An 18,204-nucleotide genomic window follows, 5' to 3' on the forward strand; every position below is an offset into this window, starting at 1 on the left:
ATGCGGTCCCCTCCGGTCAGTTCCGGGTCCATAACTGGGTGGTGGCGTGGGTGCAGGTCCCGAGCCGCACGGCGGTGCCGTTCGCGGTCGAGCCCGCGAGCTCGAGGCAGAGGCCCGACTGCGCCGAGGTGACGGTGCCGTCGGAGTTGGCCAGCCACTTCTGGTTGGCCCCGCCGTGGCAGGCCCAGATGATCGCGGCCGTGCCCGGTGCGGTGCTGCCGCCCTCCGCGTCCAGGCAACGCAGTGCGCCACCGGAGTAGACGGTCAGCTCCCCGGCCGCGGTGGTCGTCCACGTCTGGTTCGTGCCGCCGTGGCAGTCCCAGACCTGGGTGCGCGTGCCCTGGGTGGTCGACTGGCCCGGCACGTCGAGACACCGGCCCGCGGCCACCGAGCGCACCGGGCCGCCGGTGGTCGTCCCGCCACCACCGCTGTCGAGGCCGAGGAAGGAGATGGCGTACGCGATCATCCCGGCCTGCGGCAGGGTGTGTCCGGTCCCCGCGATCGTGATGCCCTCGACGGCGGCCTGGGTTCCGGTGCCGCCGTAGCGGTTGCGCGTCCAGGACGACTGCGGGTGGTCGGTGAAGGACGGCGTCTGGCTCAGCCCGCGCAGGGCCGTCCACTGCTTGATCTCCTCGCCGTAGTTCGGATACGCCAGGGTGGTGTCCTGGTTCCCGTGCCACAGCTGCATCCGGGGGTAGGTGCCGGCGTAACCGGGGTACATGGCGTGGGCCTGATCGGCCCATTGCTGCGCGGACTTGACGACGTTGCCGCCCGCGCACTGGCTGTTCCAGAGCGAGCCGTCGGTGGTGGCGAAACACCCCGCCGGCACGCCCGAAAACGCCGATCCGGCGGCGAAGACGTCCGGGTACTGCGCGGCCAGGACGTTCGTCATCATGGCGCCCGAGGAGAAGCCGCTGACCACGATCCGGCCCGGGTCCACGTTGTAGTGCTGGCGGGTCCAGGCGACCATCGCCATGATGCCGGTGGTGTCGCTGCCGCCGTCGCGGGTCAGGCCCGCTTTCGTCGACACGTCGAAGCAGTGGCCGTCCCGGGTCGCCTCGGGCACGACGACGAGGTAGCCGTAGCGATCGGCGGCCGTCGCGTAGTCGTGCCCGTTGCCGTTGAAGATCGCGCTCGCCGAACCGCTGCAGTAGTGCACCAGCACGAGCAACGCCGGCTTGGGCGCCACGGCGTCCGGCACGTACAGGTACATGCCGAGGTTGGTCGGGTTGGCGCCGAAGCCGGTGACGCGGGTCAGCGCGGCGGCCGCGGCCGGACCGGCGGTCAAGACCACCCCGGCGACGGCGAGGGGCAGCAGGAGGAGGAACGCGAGCAGACGTTTCACCGCAGGCTCCATTGCTGGTTGGCCTGGCCGCCGCAGGACCAGAGGATGACCTTCGTACCGTTCGCCGTGCCTTGGGCGTTCGCGTCGACGCACAACCCGGACTGGACGCCGGTGATCGTGCCGTTCGTGTTGACGTTCCACTGCTGGTTCACCTGGTTGTGGCAGTCCCAGATGATCACCTGCGTACCGTTGGCGGTGCCCTGGCCGGACGCGTCCAGGCACTTGTTGCCGTAGACCATCAGCTGCTTGGTGCTGGTGTAGGTCCACTGCTGGTTGGCGGCCTGGCTGCCGCAGTCCCGCAGCTGCACCTGGGTCCCGTTGGCCGTCGACGAGTTCGGCACCTCCACGCACCGGCCGGACGGCGTCCCCACGATCTGCTTGCCGGACGGCGTCGTGCCGGGTTGGCCGACGCCGGCGCCGGTGAAGTGGACCCAGTTGACGTTGAACAGGTAGGCGGCGCCGCTCTGGCCGGAGGGGTTGCGGGCCACGAAGTAGAGCTTCCCGGTGCCGGTGGGCGGGTTCGGCAGGCTGACCGCGAAGTCCTGCCAGGTCTGCCAGCCGCCGGTGCCGGTGATCGGCACCGAGGTGACCAGGGCGCCGTCCGGCGCGTTGCGGCGCACTTCCAGGGTGCCGCCGGAGCCACCCGAAGACGCCCGGACGTGCAGACCGGTGATGTTGTCCAGGGCGAGCGGGTCGAAGGACCACCAGTCGCCGTCCTGGACGAACGCCGCGCTGCTGCCGCCGCCCATCGGGTCCGTGGCGGTTTCCACGGTGACGCCCGCGGTGTCGGTGCCCTTCCCGTCGCTGGTGCGGCCGGTCGCGCTGAAGAACTCGGCCTGCTTCATCTTGGGCTGCAGGATCACCTGGGCGCGGCCGGTGACCGGGCCGGCTCCCCCGGCCCCGCCCTTGTCGGTGTAGGACGCCTCCACGACGTAGAAGAGGTTGTCGTTCTCGCTGTGCCCCGACGAAAGCGTGGTCTGCACCTGGGCGGTGCAGCCGTGGTACTGCTCGAGCGGGTGCCCGTGTTCGTCGTGGCCGAGGTAGGCCTGGACGGTCACCTGCGAGCAGTCGATCGTCCCGTCTTCCGGGTCGCTGACCGTGACGGCGAAGTCCACCTTGTCGCCCCACTCGAACAGCCCGCCGGTCGGTGGGGTGGTGACGGTGAGCGTCGGTGCGGTGTTACCCGAGGTGACGGCGACGCTCGCGGTGGCGGTGGCGCCGGCCGTGTTCGTCACGGTGAGCACGGCGGTGTAGTTGCCGGCGGCGTAGGTGTGGCTGGGGTTCGCCGCGGTGGACGTCGTGCCGTCCCCGAAGTTCCAGCTGTACCGCAGCGTGGAGCCGCCCGGGTCGGTCGAGCCGGCGCTGGAGAAGGCCACGGTGAGCGGCGCGGGCCCGCTGGTGCGGTCCGCGGCGGCCTTCGCGACCGGCGCGGCCGAGCCGCCGCCGAGGTAGTCGACCCGGACGATGGCCGCGTCGCTGTTGCCGCCGCCGTACCCGGTGCCCCACTCGACGACGTAGAGCGCGCCGTCCGGGCCGAACTTGAAGTCCATCGGCCGGTTGAACTTCACCGACGGCAGCAGCCGGTCGATCGAGGTGACGTTCGTGCCGCCGCTGTCGAGCTGGAAGGTGTACATCGAGCTGGTGTTCCACTCGGCGAAGACCGCGCGGCCGTCGAAGTCCACCGGCCACTTGCGGGTGGACGCGAGGTTCGCGTCGTACCGGTAGACCGGGCCGGCCATCGGCGCCCCGCCCGACAGCTGCGGGAAGTGCGCCGAGTCGGCCTGGTAGTGGTAGTACACCTGGGCCGGGATGGCCGGCGGCAGCTTGGTCAGGCCGGTGTTGTTGGGCGAGCTGTTGGTGGGCCCGCCGGCGCAGTCGAACTGAGCGCCGGACGCGCCGGTGGCGAAGTTGTACTGGTTGTAGGCCAGGTTCGGGCCGACGCAGAAGGGCCAGCCGGCGTTGCCGGGCTTGCTGACGACGTCCCATTCCACGGTGTTCTGCGGGCCGCGGCTCGAGCTGGCGTTCGGCGCGTCCGGGCCGTAGTTGGCGACCAGGGGGTAGCCGGTCTTCGGGTCGAGACCCATCCGGAACGGGTTGCGCTCACCCATCGTGTAGATCTCCGGGCGCGTGTTCGCCGTGCCGGGCGAGAACAGGTTGCCCGAGGGGATCGTGTAGGTGCCGTTCGTCTCGGGGTGGATCCGCAGGACCTTGCCGGACAGGCTGTTGGTGTTTCCGGCGGTGCGTTCGGCGTCCCAGTACGCGCGCCCGGAACGCTGATCGAGCGGGCTGTAGCCGTCCGAGGCGAAGGGGTTGGTGTTGTCCCCCAGCGACAACCACAGGTTCCCGTTCTTCTTGTCCATGACCAGGCCCGCGCCGTGGTGGCAGCATTCGGCGCGCTGCACCGGCACGTCCAGCACGACCTTCTCGGTCGACTGGTCGATCGTGTCGCCGCTGACGGTGAACCGGCTCAGCCGGTCGACGTTGCCGGCGCTGTTCGGCGAGTAGTAGACGTAGACCCATTGGTTGGTCGCGAAGCCCGGGTCGACCGCGATGTTGAGCCCGCCGGACTCGTTGGCGGTGAAGACGTTCAGGTGCGTCGAGAGGACCGCGGTGCCGTTGGGCTTGACGACCTTCACGTCCCCGAGCCGGTCGATGTAGAACACCCGGCCGTCCGGGGCCACGTCCAGCGCCATCGGGTTGGACGTCTCGGTGTGCAGGGTGACCTTCTGGAACTTCGAGTCCGGCGGCAGCGCCGCCGCGGCCGGGCTCGCGGGGGCCGCGAGCACGGGAACCAGCGCGGCGGCCAGGACCGCGGCCACCGCCAGCGCGCCGCGGCGCAGCGCGGAAAATCCGGACATGACGGGTCTCCTCGATGCGGACGGTGGACGGTTCACCGCAGGGTCCACTGCTGGTTGGCCTGCCCGCCGCAGGACCACAGGATGATCTTCGTGCCGTTGGCCGTACCGCGGCCGGACGCGTCCACGCACAGGTTCGACTGGACGCCGGTGATCGTGTTCGCGTTAACATTCCACTGCTGATTGGGCTGTCCGGTGCAGTCCCAGATGATCACCGGCGTGCCGTTGGCCGTTCCCCGGCCCGAAGCGTCCAGGCACTTGTTCCCGTAAACCGTCAGCTGCTTGCCGCTGGTGTAGGTCCACGTCTGGTTCGCTTGGCCCGCCACGCAGTCGCGCAGCTGCACCTGCGTCCCGTTCGCCGTCGAGGCGTTCGGCACCTCCACGCACCGGCCCGACTGCGTACCCACGACCTGTTTCCCCGACGGCGGCGGCGTGGTGGTGGTGACCGAGCAGTCCGCGGAGACCGCCCCGGCCGCGGTCCGGATCCCGCCCAGCAGCAGGTGCAGGAAGTTCGGTTCGCCGAAGCTCTCGTTGGTGTGGCCCATGCCGGTGTACCAGGCGCGGCCGCCGTCGAAGTCGTGGCACCACGTGGTCGGGTGGTCCGCGCCCATCGTGGCGCCCGAGTAGCTGGATTCGTCCACAGTGGTCAGCACGTGCACGGCCGAACGCGGGTTGGCCCGGAAGTCGTACCACTCGTCGTAATGGGTGTACTGGGCCGGCAGCCCTTGAGTGGAAGGGTGGTTCAGGTCTTCGACCTTGACAAGTGCGTTCTGCTGCGCCGGGTGCTGCTTGAAGTAGGCGCCGACGAGCTGGCCGTACCAGGCCCAGTCGTAACCGCTGTCGGACGCGGCGTGGATGCCGGCGAACCCGCCGCCGTGCTCGATGTACCGCCGGAAGGCGTCCTTCCCGGCCTGCGTGCCGACCGGGTCGCCGGTCGTGGACAGGAAGACCACGGCGGCGTACGGGGCCAGGCCGGCGTCGGTGAACACCGCGTCGTCCTCGGTGGCGTCGACCGCGAAGTCGTTCTGCTGCCCCAGTTGCCGGATCGCGGCGATCCCGGCGGGGATGGAGTCGTGGCGGAAGCCGGTGGTCTTGGAGAACACCAGGACCTTGAAGGCCGCCGCGGGCGACGCGACAGCGGTGGACACGGGGGCCGCGAACCCCAGGACCACGGCGGCGACCAGGACAACCACGCGGAGAGTACGGGACAGCGTCGTCACGGGTACTCCTCTTCAGGAGTGGAAAGGAGGGCGCGGGATGCGCGCTCCGAAATCGCTCGGTTACCGAACCTGAAGCCAAGATAGGAGTGCGCGGCGGCAAAGGTCAATGCGCGGTGAAACTTACTCACCCGCAACGCATCGCGCCCGTCCCTCGACCACGGGGTCCACAAAGGAATGAGCGCAGGACTGCGTACCCGAAGCCGGGCCCCGGGTACGCACTCCCGCGCTCACTGGTCGAAGAGCCGCCGCTGGATCTCGCGCCGGTAGTCCTCCAGGGTGTTGTCGAGGTGGACGGCGACCGCCCGGGCCGCTTCCTCCGGGTCGCCGTCCCGGATCGCCCGGTAGATCGCCGCGTGCTCGTCGATCGCGCTCGCGGCGTGTCCGCCGACCGCGCCGGACATCCCGATGATGTTCGTCTGGCGTTGCAGGCGGCGGGCTTCGCGCACGGCCGCGACGAGGAACTGGTTGTGGGACGCGGTCGCGACACGCAGGTGGAAGTCGTCGTCGCCGCGGTCGAACAGCGCGCTGCGCCCGGTCAGGTGACCCTGCCGGCAGGTCTCGGCGGCGGTCTCGATCGCGCGCAGTTCGGCCGGGGTGGCGTTCGCCGCCGCCAGCCGGCCGGCCGCGGTCTCCTGGACCCGGCGGAACTCGAAGAGCATGTAGACGTGGTCGAGATCGGTGGGCAGGAAGAAACCACCCCAGCGGGAAGCGCCGAGCATGCCTTCGTCGTCGGACACATAGAGCCCACGTCCCTTGTGCGCGCGTACCCGGCCGATCGCCGAGAGGATCTTGACGGCCTCCCGCACCACGGTCCGGCTGGTTCCCATCCGCGCCGCCAGCTCGACCTCGGTCGGCATCCGGTCACCGGGCCGCAGCTCCAGCTCGGCGATCAGGTGCAGGATCTGCTCGGCCACCACTTCGTAGCCGGGCCGGTACGGCGCGGGCGGTGCGGCTTCCTCGTTGCGGGTCACCCGATGAGTATGACTCAGTGGGCGCCGGCCAGTGACTGTACCTCGCGCCCCGGCGGTCCGGTCAACAGTGCCGCGGCGCGGAATGAAACTTACATACGTTCCCCCAGGTGGAAAGATCGAACGGCGGCGATGCCTCCTTTCGTCTCTTGACGACGGCCCCACCTTGGCCTCGTATGAGTCGTACACATCCTCGCCGGCCCCTCGGTCCATTGTGGACACCCGGCGCCCGATGTCCCCCGTTCCCGGAGAGGTACAGCCATGCCGCCGCGCACCGGATCCGTGGCCGCCGCGCTCGTCACCGCCCTCGTGGTGACCGCGTTCGCCGCGCCGCCCGCCCACGCCGCGACCGTCACCATCGCCGTGGCGCCCACCGGCGACGACGCCAACCCCGGCACGCTCGACCAGCCGGTGGCCACCCCCGCCAGGGCGCAGCAGCTGGCCCGCAACCGGTCGGCCGCCAACGACGTCGTCGTGCAGCTCGCGGGCGGCTCCTACCGGCTCTCCGCCCCGCTGACGTTCACCAGCGCCGACTCCGGGCAGAACGGCCACACCGTCTCCTGGCAGGCCGCGTCCGGCCAGACACCGATCCTTTCCGGCGGCTCGCAGGTCACCGGCTGGGCGGTGCAGGACCCGGGCCAGAACATCTGGGCGGCGTCCGTGCCGCAGGGCGCCGACTCGCGGCAGCTGTTCGTGGACGGGGCGCCGGCGCCACGCGCGTCGATCCCGATCTCCCGCGGCGACGTGCAGATCACGACGTCCGGCATGACCATCGTCAACTCCGCGCTGAACTACCTCGCGACGTTGCCGCAGCAGAACCGGATCGAGGTAGAGAGCCAGAACTCCTTCACCGACCGCTACTCCCCCGTCGATCACGTCAGCGGCACGTCGATCGTCATGCAGCAACCCGCGTGGAACAACAACAACTGGGGCTACGACACCCTCGCCAAGCCCTTCGGCGGCGGCCAGCTGTTCCTCGAGAACTCCTACTCGTTCCTCAAGAACACCGGCCAGTGGTACCTGGACCCGCAGGCCGGGAAGCTCTACTACAAGGCGCCGAGCGGCTGGGTGCCCGGCAGCCACGACGTCGAGCTGCCGCGGCTGACGTCGCTGCTGCGGATCAGCGGCAGCTACGACAACCCCGTGCGCGGCCTCACCTTCAGCGGCCTGCACTTCGAGCACACCACCTGGCTCACGCCGGGCACGTCGGTCGGCTACGCCAACCAGCAGAGCGGCACCTTCCTCCCGGCCGCGGCGAGCATGCCGGGCGACTTCCTGAGCTCCTGTCAGTCCGGCTGCCCGTTGTTCGAGGGTGCCCGCAACAGCTGGGCGCAGGCGCCGGCCGCCGTCCAGGTCTCGGCCGCCACCGGCATCACGTTCAGCGGCAACACCTTCACCCACCTCGGCCAGGTCGCGCTGGGCATCGGCAACGACGCGAACGCGCACGCGTCCGGGGTCGGCCTCGGGGCGTCGTCGATCACCGTGGACCGCAACATCTTCACCGAGGACTCGGGCGCGGGCCTCGTCGTCGGGGGTGTGCGGCCGGACGCCCACCACCCGTCGAACCCGGCGATGACCAACCGCGACATCACGCTGTCGAACAACACGGTGAGCCGGGTCGCCCTGGACTACCGGGAGATGGCCGGCATCCTGTCGACCTACGTCACGCATGCAGTGATCACCCACAACGACGTCTCCAACCTGACCTACGACGGCATCGACGTCGGCTGGGGCTGGGGCGCGAACGACCCGGGCGGCAGCCAGGACTACCGCAACCGCGGCCTGTACAACTACCAGCCCGTCTACTCCACGGCGACGACGCTGCGGGACACCGTCGTCAGCTACAACCGGGTGCACGGCACGAAGAAGCTCATGCACGACGGCGGCAGCATCTACAACCTCTCCGCCAACCCGGGCAGCTCCATCGACCACAACCACGTGTACGACAACAACCGCACGGTCGGCCTGTACCTGGACGAAGGCTCCCGCTACGTTTCCCTGTCGGCCAACGTGATCCAGGACTCCGGGGTCTGGGCCTTCACCAACGCGAGCGGCACCAACAACACCAACGACAGCACCTTCAGCGGCAACTGGTACAACGGCGGCGCGACGAACGTGGCCACCGGGTCGCCGCACAACAACGTCCTGAGCGGCAACGTTCAGGTGAGCGGCACCAGCTGGCCGTCGGGCGCCCAGCAGGTCATCGCCGCCGCGGGCCCGGGCGGCACCGGGCCGGCCGCGAGCCCCGTGCGCGCGGCCGGCGCGGGCAGGTGCCTGGACGTCAACGGCGTCAGCACCACCCCCGGCGCCCAGGTGCAGATCTGGGACTGCACCGGCGGCGCCAACCAGGCCTGGACCCGTACGACCGCCGGGGAACTGACCGTTTACAGCGGGGACAGCACCCGATGCCTGGACGCATCCGGGCAGGGCACCACGCCGGGCACCAAGGTCGTCATCTGGACCTGCAACGGCGGAGCCAACCAGCGCTGGCAGGTCACCTCGGCCGGCACCGTCACCGGTGTCCAATCCGGACTGTGCCTGGACGTGACCGGCAGCGCCACGGCCAACGGCACCGCCGTCCGGCTCTGGACCTGCACCGGCCAGGCCAACCAGAAGTGGACCTTCGGCTGAACGATCGAGGAGAACCCATGAGAATCCGGCTCATCGCGGCCGCCGCGGCCTTGTTCCTGAGCGCGTTCCTCCCCGGCACCCCGGCGGCCGCCGAATCCAACGGCGGCGTCCGGGTCATGCCGCTGGGCGACTCCATCACCGAAGGCACGCAGGTGCCCGGCGGGTACCGGATCGGGCTGTGGCAGCGCCTCGGCGCGGGCGGCTACCAGGTCGACTTCACCGGCTCGCAGTACAACGGCCCGGCCGCCCTCGGTGACCACGACCACGAGGGCCACCCGGGCTGGCGCATCGACCAGATCGACGCGAACGTCGTCACCTGGCTGCGGAACACCGGCTCGCACACGGTCCTGCTGCACCTCGGCACCAACGACGTCCTGCAGAACTACGACGTCGGCCGCGCGCCCGCCCGGCTGTCCGGGCTGATCGACCACATCACCGCGACGGCACCGGACGCCGAGGTGTTCGTCGCGACGATCATCCCGCTCGCCAACTCCGGGCAGGAGTCCGCCGTCCGCACGTTCAACTCGGCGATCCCCGGCATCGTGCAGAGCAACCGGAACGCCGGAAAGCGCGTGCACCTGGTCGACATGCACGCCGCGTTGACCGCCGCCGACCTGACCGACGGCATCCACCCCACCGCCACCGGGTACGACAAGATGGCCGCCACCTGGTTCGGGGCCCTGCAGTCCGTGTCCGGGAGCATCGGCACCCCCGGGACGTCCACGGCCCGGCAGATCGTCGGCACGCAGTCAGGCCGCTGCCTCGACGCCGCGAGTGCGGCCAACGGCACCCAGGTTCGGCTGCAGGACTGCGGCGCGCAGGCCGGTCAGGCGTGGACCCGTACCGGCCAGGAGCTGACCGTCGGCGGGACCAAGTGCCTCGACGCGTCCGGCCAGGGCACGGCCAACGGCACTCCGGTGATCGTCTGGGACTGCCACGGCCAGGCCAACCAGCAGTGGACCGTCAACGCCGACGGCACGATCACCGGGGTCCAGTCGAACCTCTGCCTCGACGCGTACGGGCAGGGCACGGCCAACGGCACCCAGCTGATCCTCTGGGCCTGCGGCGGGCAGGCGAACCAGCGGTGGACGCTGCGCTGAAAGCGTCCCTCCCGCCGGCCCTCCCCCGGTCGCAGCACGCTCCCGGTCCCTCGACGCCGACGACGCTTGTGGCACACGATGAGAGCGGCGAAACAGGTCCGCGTTCCGCGGCCACCACCCGCCCGGCTCGCGGACGACAGATCTCCGCCACGCCCCCGGCTTTCCGACGGGGCCCGGGGAACAGCCCGGCCTCGCCGGGCTGCCCGCCGTGTCCGAGCTGGGACGTCGCCGGAACCGAGGGGTGCCCGTCACCCTCGAGACCCGGGGCCGGGTACTCGCCGAGGCACGACGGCGGATTCCGCGCGATCGTGCTGTGCTCGGGCGGACGATCCAGCTGTCGGTGCGCGGCCTGCTCACGGACGGACAACACCCGCTCGCCGGATCCTCGGGACTCCGGCGAGCGGGCCGGTCGTCAGCCGCACGCCCTTCCGTCGACCGCGAATGCCGACGGATTCGGATTGCTCCCCACGTAACTGCCGTTGAACCCGATCGCGACCGACTGCCCCGGACCCACCGAGGCGTTCCACGGCATGGCCGTGGCGGTCACGTCGGCGCCGGACTGCGCCCAGGTCGCCGACCACCCCTGCGTCACCTTCTGGGTGCCCGGGAAGGTGAAGCCCAGCTTCCAGGTCGTCCACGCGGTCGTGCCGGTGTTCTTCAGCGTGACGGTGGCCGTGAAGCCGCCGTTCCACGTGTTCGCCGCGTACGTCACCTGGCACCCGCCCGCCGGGGTGGCCGGCCGGGTGGTGAACTGCGCGGCAGGTGAGTCCGCGCTCCCCAGGCCCGCGCCGTTGCGCGCCACCACGACCACGGTGTAGGCGGTCGACGGCGAGAGGCCCGTCACCGTCGCCGTCGTTCCGGTGACGGTGGTGAGGACCGTGCGGGCCGAGCCGGTCACCCGGACGACGTCGTAGCCTCGGACACCGCTCTCCGGGTCTTCGGCCGCCGTCCACGTAAGCGTCGCACCGCCGCTGGAGATCGCGGACACGACCGGGGTGCCCGGGGCCGTCGGAGCCGTCGTGTCCACTGTGGAGGACGACTTCTCGGCGGTCCAGCCGGCCAGCCAGGCCAGCGCCGAGTTCCAGTTGATCGCGACCTCGTTGACCGAGTACGCCTGGATGTCGTCGACGAAGCACCGCTGGGGCGCGCAGCCGGCCAGCAGCCGCGCCGCGGTCGGGTCCTGCAGGCCGCTGTTGGGACCGCCCGACAGCGCGCCGGGCGGGGCGGTCGGCAGCGACGCGTCCAGCTGGTGCGCCCAGAACCGGTGGTGCACGTTCGTCACCGGCTGGTCACCGTGGCCGGAGACGTAGGAGTAGTTCGCCGGGTTGCGGCCCAGCAGGTAGTCCATCGCCGCGAACGCGCCGTCCCGGTACTTGTCCTGCTTCGTGAAGTCGTACGCCAGGGCGAGCACCACGCCGTTGTTGGCGACCAGACCGTTGGAACCCCACTCGTACGAGCCGTCGGCCGTGCGGTAGGGCGCCGGGTACCCCATCGACGCCATCTGCGCCAGGTGACTGTCGGCGGTCGTGGTGACCGCCGTCCTGATCGCCGTGACGTCCGCCGCCGGCAGGTCGGTGGGTACCACCGCGAGCGTGATGTCCCCCAGCGCGCCCGTCGAAGCCCAGTCGAAGCCGTGCGTGGTGAAGCTCTTCCCGCGGTAGAGGGAAGACCCGGTGACGTCGGCGCGGTAGCCGCTCTTCCCGGTGGTCGTGAACAGCTCGGCGGCGGCCCAGTAGAACTCGTCGCTCACGGTGTTGTCGCTGTAGGTGCCGCCGCCGGTGCCGTCGTTCGGGTCGGCCAGGACGTTCGGGTTGGCCTTCGCCGCCGCGTACGCCTTCTCGGCCGCGGCGAGCAGCTTCGCCGAGTACGCCGGATCGATGGTCCGCCACAGCCGGGACGCCTGCGCCGCGACGGCCGCCGTGTTCAGGGTCGCCGCGGTGCTCGGCGGTGACAGCCGGCGCGGCTGGCTGTCCTGGTCGGGCCGGGTGGGCAGGGACGTCCACTGCGCGTCGTGGATCTTGTGGTGCACCATGCCCGCCTGAGGTTTGCCGTCCGGCACCTGCATCTCCAGCAGGAAGTCGACCTCCCAGCGGGCTTCGTCGAGGATGTCGGGCACGCCGTTGGCCCGTTCCGGGATCGCCAGCTTGCCGTCACCCAGCGCGCTCGCGTCCCCCAGCCGCAGCGCCCGCTCGTACTCGTCGAGCAGTTCCCAGGCCGCGATGCCGCCGTTGACGACGTACTTGCCGTGGTCACCCGCGTCGTACCAGCCGCCCCGCACGTCGAGGGTGTAGCCGCAGTTCAGGTCCGACCGGCAGGGGACGTTGTCGTCACCCTGGTTCGGCGCGACGTTCACGTGCCCCGCCGGGCGCGCGTAGGCGGCCCCGACGTACGCGGCGTCGATCGCGATCCCGCTGCGCTGGTGGTAGAAGAACGCCAGCGAGTCCTGACGCAGCTTCTGCAGCGCGTCGGCGGAGATGGCGAACGGGAAGCTCGTCTCGGCCCCGGCGCTCAGCGTGTAGCCCGTGCCCGCGGTGTCGTAGGCGGAGAAGTCGATTTCGTGCACGTTCTCACCGGAGGCCGCGTCCGCGCCCCGCGGTGTGGTCCGGCCGGTGGCCACCGCGCTGCCGGCGGCGTTCTTCAACGTCCACGTCAGTGGCGAGGTCGAGTCGCTGATCAGCGTCGCCCGCTTGGGCAGTCCGGGCACGTAGCTCTCCTGGTTCACCCGGATGCCGCTCGTCGGCGGCAGGCCGCCGGGCGGCACGACGCCGCCGACGAGGGAGATGTTGTCCAGGCACACGGTGTTGGCGGCGGCCTGACCGCCGAACCAGAACGCCAGCTGGCCGTTACCGGCGGCCGGGAAGTCCAAAGTGGACGAGAAGGTGACCGTGAAGTGCTGCGTCGACGGCGTCACCGTCAGGTCGGTCCGCGAGATCTGCCGGTAGGGCGACACGGCCTCGCCCGCGACGGCGGAGATCTGCTGGGTGGTCGTCGCGTGCGCGTCGAAGCTCAGGGTGTACGGCTGTCCCGCCTCGAACGGCACCCCGTTCTGGCCCGCCAGCGCGTCGTAACCGTTGGCGGTGCCGCCGGGTACGTCCGTGCAGAACTCCCCGCCGGTCACCCGGCCGGTCGTCCCCGCCCCGGCCCACCACGGGTCGAGGGTGCCACCTGAAAAGGTCCCGTTGAGCACGCGCTCGTAGTCCGCGGCCGCCGCGGGCACGGCGGCCGCCGTCACCCCGAGCGCCACCGCGGCCAGCAGGGCCAGACCGGCCCGCGACATCGTTGCCCGCATACGCCATCTCCTCGTCTTCGTCGGCGTCGATGGTGATCCGGACTGGGAGCGCTCCCAGCACGGTAACCGCCACCCGGGCCCCCTGGCAATCACCGGCGAAACTTTCGTCGGGAAAAAGGAAAATTGATCACGGGTGAACTCTTTGCTCACCGGTTCCCCTGTGGTTTCATCGGAAGCGGCCCGCCTGAGAGCGCTCCCAGGCACACTCCCACGACGAGGTGGAGGCGGCACGTGAAACTGAAGCACGCTCTGTCCGCGGTAGTACTGGCCACGACCGGGCTCATGGCTCCGGCCCTCGCCACGGCACCGGCCGCGCACGCGGACACGCTGATCTGCGACCAGTACGGGACGACCACGATCGGTGGCCGGTACGTCGTCATGAACAACCGATGGGGCAGCAGCGCCCAGCAGTGCATCAACGTCACCGGCAGCGGTTTCCGGATCCAGACCCAGCAGGGATCCACCAGCGGCGGCGCACCCTTGTCGTACCCGGCGGTCTACGCCGGTTGCCACTACGGGAACTGCTCCCCCGGTACGAACCTGCCGCGCCAGCTGAACCGGATCGGCAGCGCCCCGTCTTCGATCTCCTACACCTACGTCGGCGGGTCCACCTTCGACGCCTCCTACGACATCTGGATGGACCCGACCGCGAAGACCACGGGGGTCAACCAGATGGAACTGATGATCTGGTTCAACCGCACCGGATCGGTGCAACCGGTCGGCGGCCGGGTGGGCACCACCAGTCTCGGCGGCCGGGGCTGGGAAGTGTGGCAGGGCAACAACGGCGGCAACGACGTGGTCTCCTACGTCGCCCAGTCCCCGATCGCGGGCTGGTCGTTCAACGTCATAGACTTCGTCAACGACGTCGACGCCCGCACCCGCGTCGATCGTTCCTGGTACCTGACCAGCGTCCAAGCCGGCTTCGAGCCGTGGAGCGGCGGAGTCGGCCTGGCGGTCAACTCGTTCTCGGCCAACGTCAACTGAAGCCGCAAGGCGGCGCGAGGGAAGCCCCCTTGCGCCGTCCTCGGTGTCAACGCGAACAAGCCCTGCTCGCCCCACCTGGCCCCAGGTGCACTCCGGAAGGTGTGAACATGAAGATGACATCGCGGTCATTGTCCCGCGCGGCACTGGCTTCGGCGTTCCTGGCGACGTCACTCGGGGTTTCCCTGGTGCTCGCCACCTCGGCCGGCGCCGCCACGACACTGGGCGCGTCGGCCGCCCAGACCGGCCGGTACTTCGGCACCGCCGTCTCGGCCGGGAAGCTCGGTGACGCGACCTACGCCGGCATCCTGAACCGCGAATTCACCATGGTCACCGCGGAAAACGAGATGAAGTGGGACGCCACCGAGCCGAACCAGAACCAGTTCAGCTACAGCGGCGGCGACCGCATCCTCAACCAAGCGGTGAGCAACGGCCAGCGCGTCCGCGGGCACGCGTTGCTGTGGCACCAGCAGCAACCCGGCTGGGCCCAGGGCCTCAGCGGCTCCGCCCTGCGCCAAGCCGCCATCAACCACGTCACGCAGGTCGCCACCCACTACAAAGGCAAGGTCTACTCGTGGGACGTCGTCAACGAGGCCTTCGCCGACGGCGGCGGCGGTGGCCGGCGTGACTCGAACCTGCAGCGCACCGGCAACGACTGGATCGAAGCCGCCTTCCGCGCCGCGCGGGCCGCCGATCCCGGCGCGAAGCTCTGCTACAACGACTACAACACCGACGGGGTCAACGCCAAGAGCACCGGAATCTACAACATGGTGCAGGACTTCAAGTCCCGCGGCGTCCCGATCGACTGCGTCGGCTTCCAGTCCCACCTGTCCAACTCCGCTCCGGGCGACTACCAGGCCAACCTGCAGCGGTTCGCCAATCTCGGCGTCGAAGTCCAGATCACCGAACTGGACATCTCCGGCTCCAACCAGGCAAGCGTCTACGGCACCGTCACGCGCGCCTGCATGGCCGTCGCCCGCTGCGCCGGCATCACCGTCTGGGGCATCCGCGACAGCGACTCCTGGCGCACGGGTGAAAACCCGCTCCTGTTCGACAACAACGGGAACAAGAAGGCCGCCTACACGAGTGTCCTCGACGCCCTGAACGCCGGCGGCGCGACCACCACGCCGACGACACCGACCACCCCGACGACTCCCACCACACCCACGACGACGACCACCCCCCAGCCCGGCGGCTGCAGCGCCTCGGTCTCCCTCAACTCGTGGAACGGCGGGTTCGTGGCGACGGTCAAGGTCACCGCGGGAACGACCGCCCTCAGCGGCTGGACCGTGACGACGAACCTGCCCTCCGGCGCGACCGTCACCAACGGCTGGAGCGCCGGCAACAGCGGCACCAGCGGCACGGTGAACTGGACCAACGTCAGCTACAACGGCAGCGTCGCGGCCGGGCAGTCCACCGAATTCGGCTTCCAGGGAACCGGAAGCGCCAACGGCGTCACGGCGGCCTGCGCCGCGGCCTGATCCGCTCGACGTCGGGGCCCGGCACCACGAGCCGGTGCCGGGCCCCATCGACGCCGGAGCGTACGTGCGACCGGCGTGACGCAGGCCATCTGGACAGTCCGTCCAATCGATATACGCTAAGTCCATGACCAACGAGCACCCCTACCCGCCGGCCTTCCGCAGCGGCGACCTCGTTTCGGTGTCCGGGCGGCTGGGCGTGACCGGGACCGGCGAGCTGGTGCCGGGCGGGTTCGACGCCGAATGCGCGCAGGCCTTCACGAACCTCGACGCCGCACTGCGGTCGGTGGGCGCGAGCCGGGCCGACGTGGTGAAGGTCGTGGCCTACCTGACCGCCATCGCCGACCGGCCCGGCCTCAACGCCGTCTACGAGGAGTTCTTCACCGAGCCTCGGCCCGCGCGCACCTGCGTCGGGGTGGCGTCTCTGCCCTACGGCGCCGTTGTCGAGGTCGAGGCGCTCGCCCGGGTGCGGGATGCCTGAGGTTCCCGAGCGGGACGCGATCCTCGCGGCGCTCGCCCCGGTCGCCGACGGCATCGCCGCGACCCTCGGCTCGTTCTGCGAGGTCGTCGTGCACGACTTCCGGCAGCCGGACAGCTCGGTCGTCGCGATCGCCGGATCGGTCACCGAGCGCACCGTCGGCGGCTCGATGAGCGAGATCGGCATGGGCCTGCTCGCCCAGGGCGACGACGCCGAGGACCAGCTGAACTACGTCACCCGCACCGCGTCCGGCAAGCTGGTGAAGTCCTCGACGATGCTGGTGCGCGACAGCGGCGGCGCGGTGTTCGGCGCGCTCTGTGTGAACCTCGACGTCACCGCGCTGAGCCAGCTGCGGACCCTCGTCGGCGAACTGGCCGACGTCGGCACGACCGCGGAACCACCGACGACCACCTTCGGCGACGACATCGACGCCGTGGTCGACGCGATCGTCGACGAACACCAGTTGCGCCTGAACAAACCCTGGGCCGCCCTCAGCCGCGACGAGCGGCTGGACCTGTTCCGCAGCTTGCACGCCCGCGGCGTGTTCGCCGTACGGCGGGCGGTCCCGCAGGTCGCCGCCCGGATCGGCATCTCCCGCGCCTCCGCCTACAACTACCTCTCCGACATCCGCGCCCAAGGAGCACCATGACCGCGCCCGTGACCCTCGACGACATCCGCGACGCCGCCGCCCGCCTGGCCGGCGTCGCGCACCGGACCCCGGTGGTGCGCTCGCGCACCCTCGACGACCTCGTCGGCGCCGAAGTGTTGCTCAAGTGCGAGAACCTGCAGCGCATCGGGGCTTTCAAGTTCCGCGGCGCGTACAACGCCGTCTCGCGGCTCACGCCGGAGCAGCTGGCCAAGGGTGTCGCCGCCTACTCCTCGGGCAACCACGCCCAGGCCGTCGCGCTCGCCGCGCGGGAACTCGGGAGCAGCGCGGTGATCCTGGTCCCCGAAGACACCCCGAAGTCCAAAGTGGACGCGACCAGAGGCTACGGCGCCGAGATCGTCACCTACGACCGCTACACCGGCGACCGGGTCGCGATCGGGCAGGCGCTCGCCGCCGAGCGCGGGCTCGCGCTGATCCCGCCCTACGAGCACCCCCACGTCATCGCCGGGCAGGGCACCGCGGCCCTGGAACTGCTGGAGGAAGCGGGTTCCCTGGACACGCTGGTCGTCCCGGTCGGCGGTGGTGGCCTCATCGCGGGCAGTTCCACGGCCGCGAAAGCGCTGCAGTCCGGCATCCGGGTCATCGGCGTCGAGCCGGCCGCGGGTGACGACACCAAGCGCTCGCTGGCGGCCGGCGAACGCGTCACGATCCCCGTACCCCGCACGATCGCCGACGGCCAGGCCGCCGAGATCCCCGGCGAGCTCACGTTCTCGATCAACCGGCACCTCGTCGACGAGATCGCGCTGGTCACCGACGACGCCATCCGGGACGCGATGCGGTTCGCCTTCGAGCGGCTGAAGCTCGTCCTCGAGCCGAGCGGGGCGACCGGGATCGCCGCACTGCTGAGCGGCCAGGTCACCACGCCCGGCAAGGTCGGCGTGATCATCAGCGGCGGCAACATCAGCCCGGAGCGCTTCGCCGAACTGCTCAACGACTGACCCGGCGGGCATCCTCCGCCGGAAGTGTGCCCGGTCGGGTTGTCCAGGTTGCACACCCGACGCACCGGGCCCGCACCGAACGGGGCACCCTCGATGTCGTCTTCGCCCAGACCGCCGGCTGACCAGGGTGGAGATCGCCCGCCGGACAGGATTGCCGAAGACGACCGTGAACGCCGCCGTCGAACGCCAGGGCTCCTGGCCCCGGCGGGAACGGACCGGCCATCAGGGCCGCGTCGCGACCTTCGTACCGGCCC

At 70.5% G+C, this 18,204-nt stretch carries 12 protein-coding genes; 7 read left to right on the forward strand and 5 right to left on the reverse strand.

Translation table 11 applies throughout. The features are described from left to right. Positions 1–16: 16 nt before the first annotated feature. From OG494_RS20330 to OG494_RS20345, 4 genes are all read right to left on the reverse strand, one after another. Positions 17–1,345, reverse strand: a complete 1,329-nt coding sequence (locus tag OG494_RS20330; RefSeq protein WP_328458004.1) for an extracellular catalytic domain type 1 short-chain-length polyhydroxyalkanoate depolymerase — start codon at positions 1,343–1,345, stop codon at positions 17–19. Further along, the gene (locus OG494_RS20335; protein ID WP_328458006.1) at positions 1,342–4,203 is read right to left on the reverse strand and encodes a PQQ-dependent sugar dehydrogenase; all 2,862 of its coding nucleotides are present in this window, start codon (positions 4,201–4,203) and stop codon (positions 1,342–1,344) included. Before OG494_RS20335 ends, OG494_RS20330 begins: the two co-directional genes overlap by 4 nt. 32 nt (positions 4,204–4,235) lie before the next feature. Continuing rightward, the gene (locus OG494_RS20340; RefSeq protein ID WP_328458008.1) at positions 4,236–5,420 is read right to left on the reverse strand and encodes a ThuA domain-containing protein; all 1,185 of its coding nucleotides are present in this window, start codon (positions 5,418–5,420) and stop codon (positions 4,236–4,238) included. A 227-nt stretch (positions 5,421–5,647) separates the two neighbouring features. Beyond that, positions 5,648–6,391 carry a FadR/GntR family transcriptional regulator gene (locus OG494_RS20345; RefSeq protein WP_328458010.1) on the reverse strand — a complete coding sequence of 248 codons (744 nt, stop codon included), beginning with the start codon at positions 6,389–6,391 and terminating at the stop codon, positions 5,648–5,650. Between the two features lie 258 nt (positions 6,392–6,649). Here OG494_RS20345 and OG494_RS48395 point away from each other — a divergent pair, with 258 nt between their 5' ends. Next, positions 6,650–9,019, forward strand: a complete 2,370-nt coding sequence (locus tag OG494_RS48395; protein ID WP_442874443.1) for an RICIN domain-containing protein — start codon at positions 6,650–6,652, stop codon at positions 9,017–9,019. 17 nt (positions 9,020–9,036) lie between these two features. Then, on the forward strand, positions 9,037–10,119 hold the full coding sequence (locus tag OG494_RS20355) for an RICIN domain-containing protein (protein ID WP_328458012.1): 1,083 nt from the start codon (positions 9,037–9,039) through the stop codon (positions 10,117–10,119). A 412-nt stretch (positions 10,120–10,531) separates the two neighbouring features. Here the strand turns inward: OG494_RS20355 and OG494_RS20360 are convergent, their stop codons facing one another. Continuing rightward, positions 10,532–13,408: a glycoside hydrolase family 9 protein gene (locus tag OG494_RS20360; protein WP_328458014.1), complete on the reverse strand. Its 2,877-nt coding sequence runs from the start codon at positions 13,406–13,408 to the stop codon at positions 10,532–10,534. Positions 13,409–13,639: 231 nt separating this feature from the next. On the opposite strand from OG494_RS20360, the gene OG494_RS20365 reads away from it, so the two are divergent. From OG494_RS20365 to OG494_RS20385, 5 genes are all read left to right on the forward strand, one after another. Then, on the forward strand, positions 13,640–14,392 hold the full coding sequence (locus OG494_RS20365; protein ID WP_328458016.1) for a GH12 family glycosyl hydrolase domain-containing protein: 753 nt from the start codon (positions 13,640–13,642) through the stop codon (positions 14,390–14,392). 107 nt (positions 14,393–14,499) lie between these two features. Beyond that, positions 14,500–15,870 (forward strand): endo-1,4-beta-xylanase, encoded by a 1,371-nt coding sequence (locus OG494_RS20370; RefSeq protein WP_328458018.1) that lies wholly within the window; start codon positions 14,500–14,502, stop codon positions 15,868–15,870. 124 nt (positions 15,871–15,994) lie between these two features. Next, positions 15,995–16,348 carry a RidA family protein gene (locus OG494_RS20375; RefSeq protein WP_328458020.1) on the forward strand — a complete coding sequence of 118 codons (354 nt, stop codon included), beginning with the start codon at positions 15,995–15,997 and terminating at the stop codon, positions 16,346–16,348. Further along, entirely contained in the window at positions 16,341–16,994 is a 654-nt protein-coding gene (locus tag OG494_RS20380; RefSeq protein ID WP_328458022.1) for a helix-turn-helix transcriptional regulator, read from the forward strand. Before OG494_RS20375 ends, OG494_RS20380 begins: the two co-directional genes overlap by 8 nt. Continuing rightward, positions 16,991–17,950 (forward strand): pyridoxal-phosphate dependent enzyme, encoded by a 960-nt coding sequence (locus tag OG494_RS20385; RefSeq protein ID WP_328458024.1) that lies wholly within the window; start codon positions 16,991–16,993, stop codon positions 17,948–17,950. Before OG494_RS20380 ends, OG494_RS20385 begins: the two co-directional genes overlap by 4 nt. The last annotated feature ends 254 nt before the right edge of the window (positions 17,951–18,204 follow it).

Origin of the sequence: Amycolatopsis sp. NBC_00438 (assembly GCF_036026695.1) — a bacterium.
Classification (GTDB): Bacteria; Actinomycetota; Actinomycetes; order Mycobacteriales; family Pseudonocardiaceae; genus Amycolatopsis.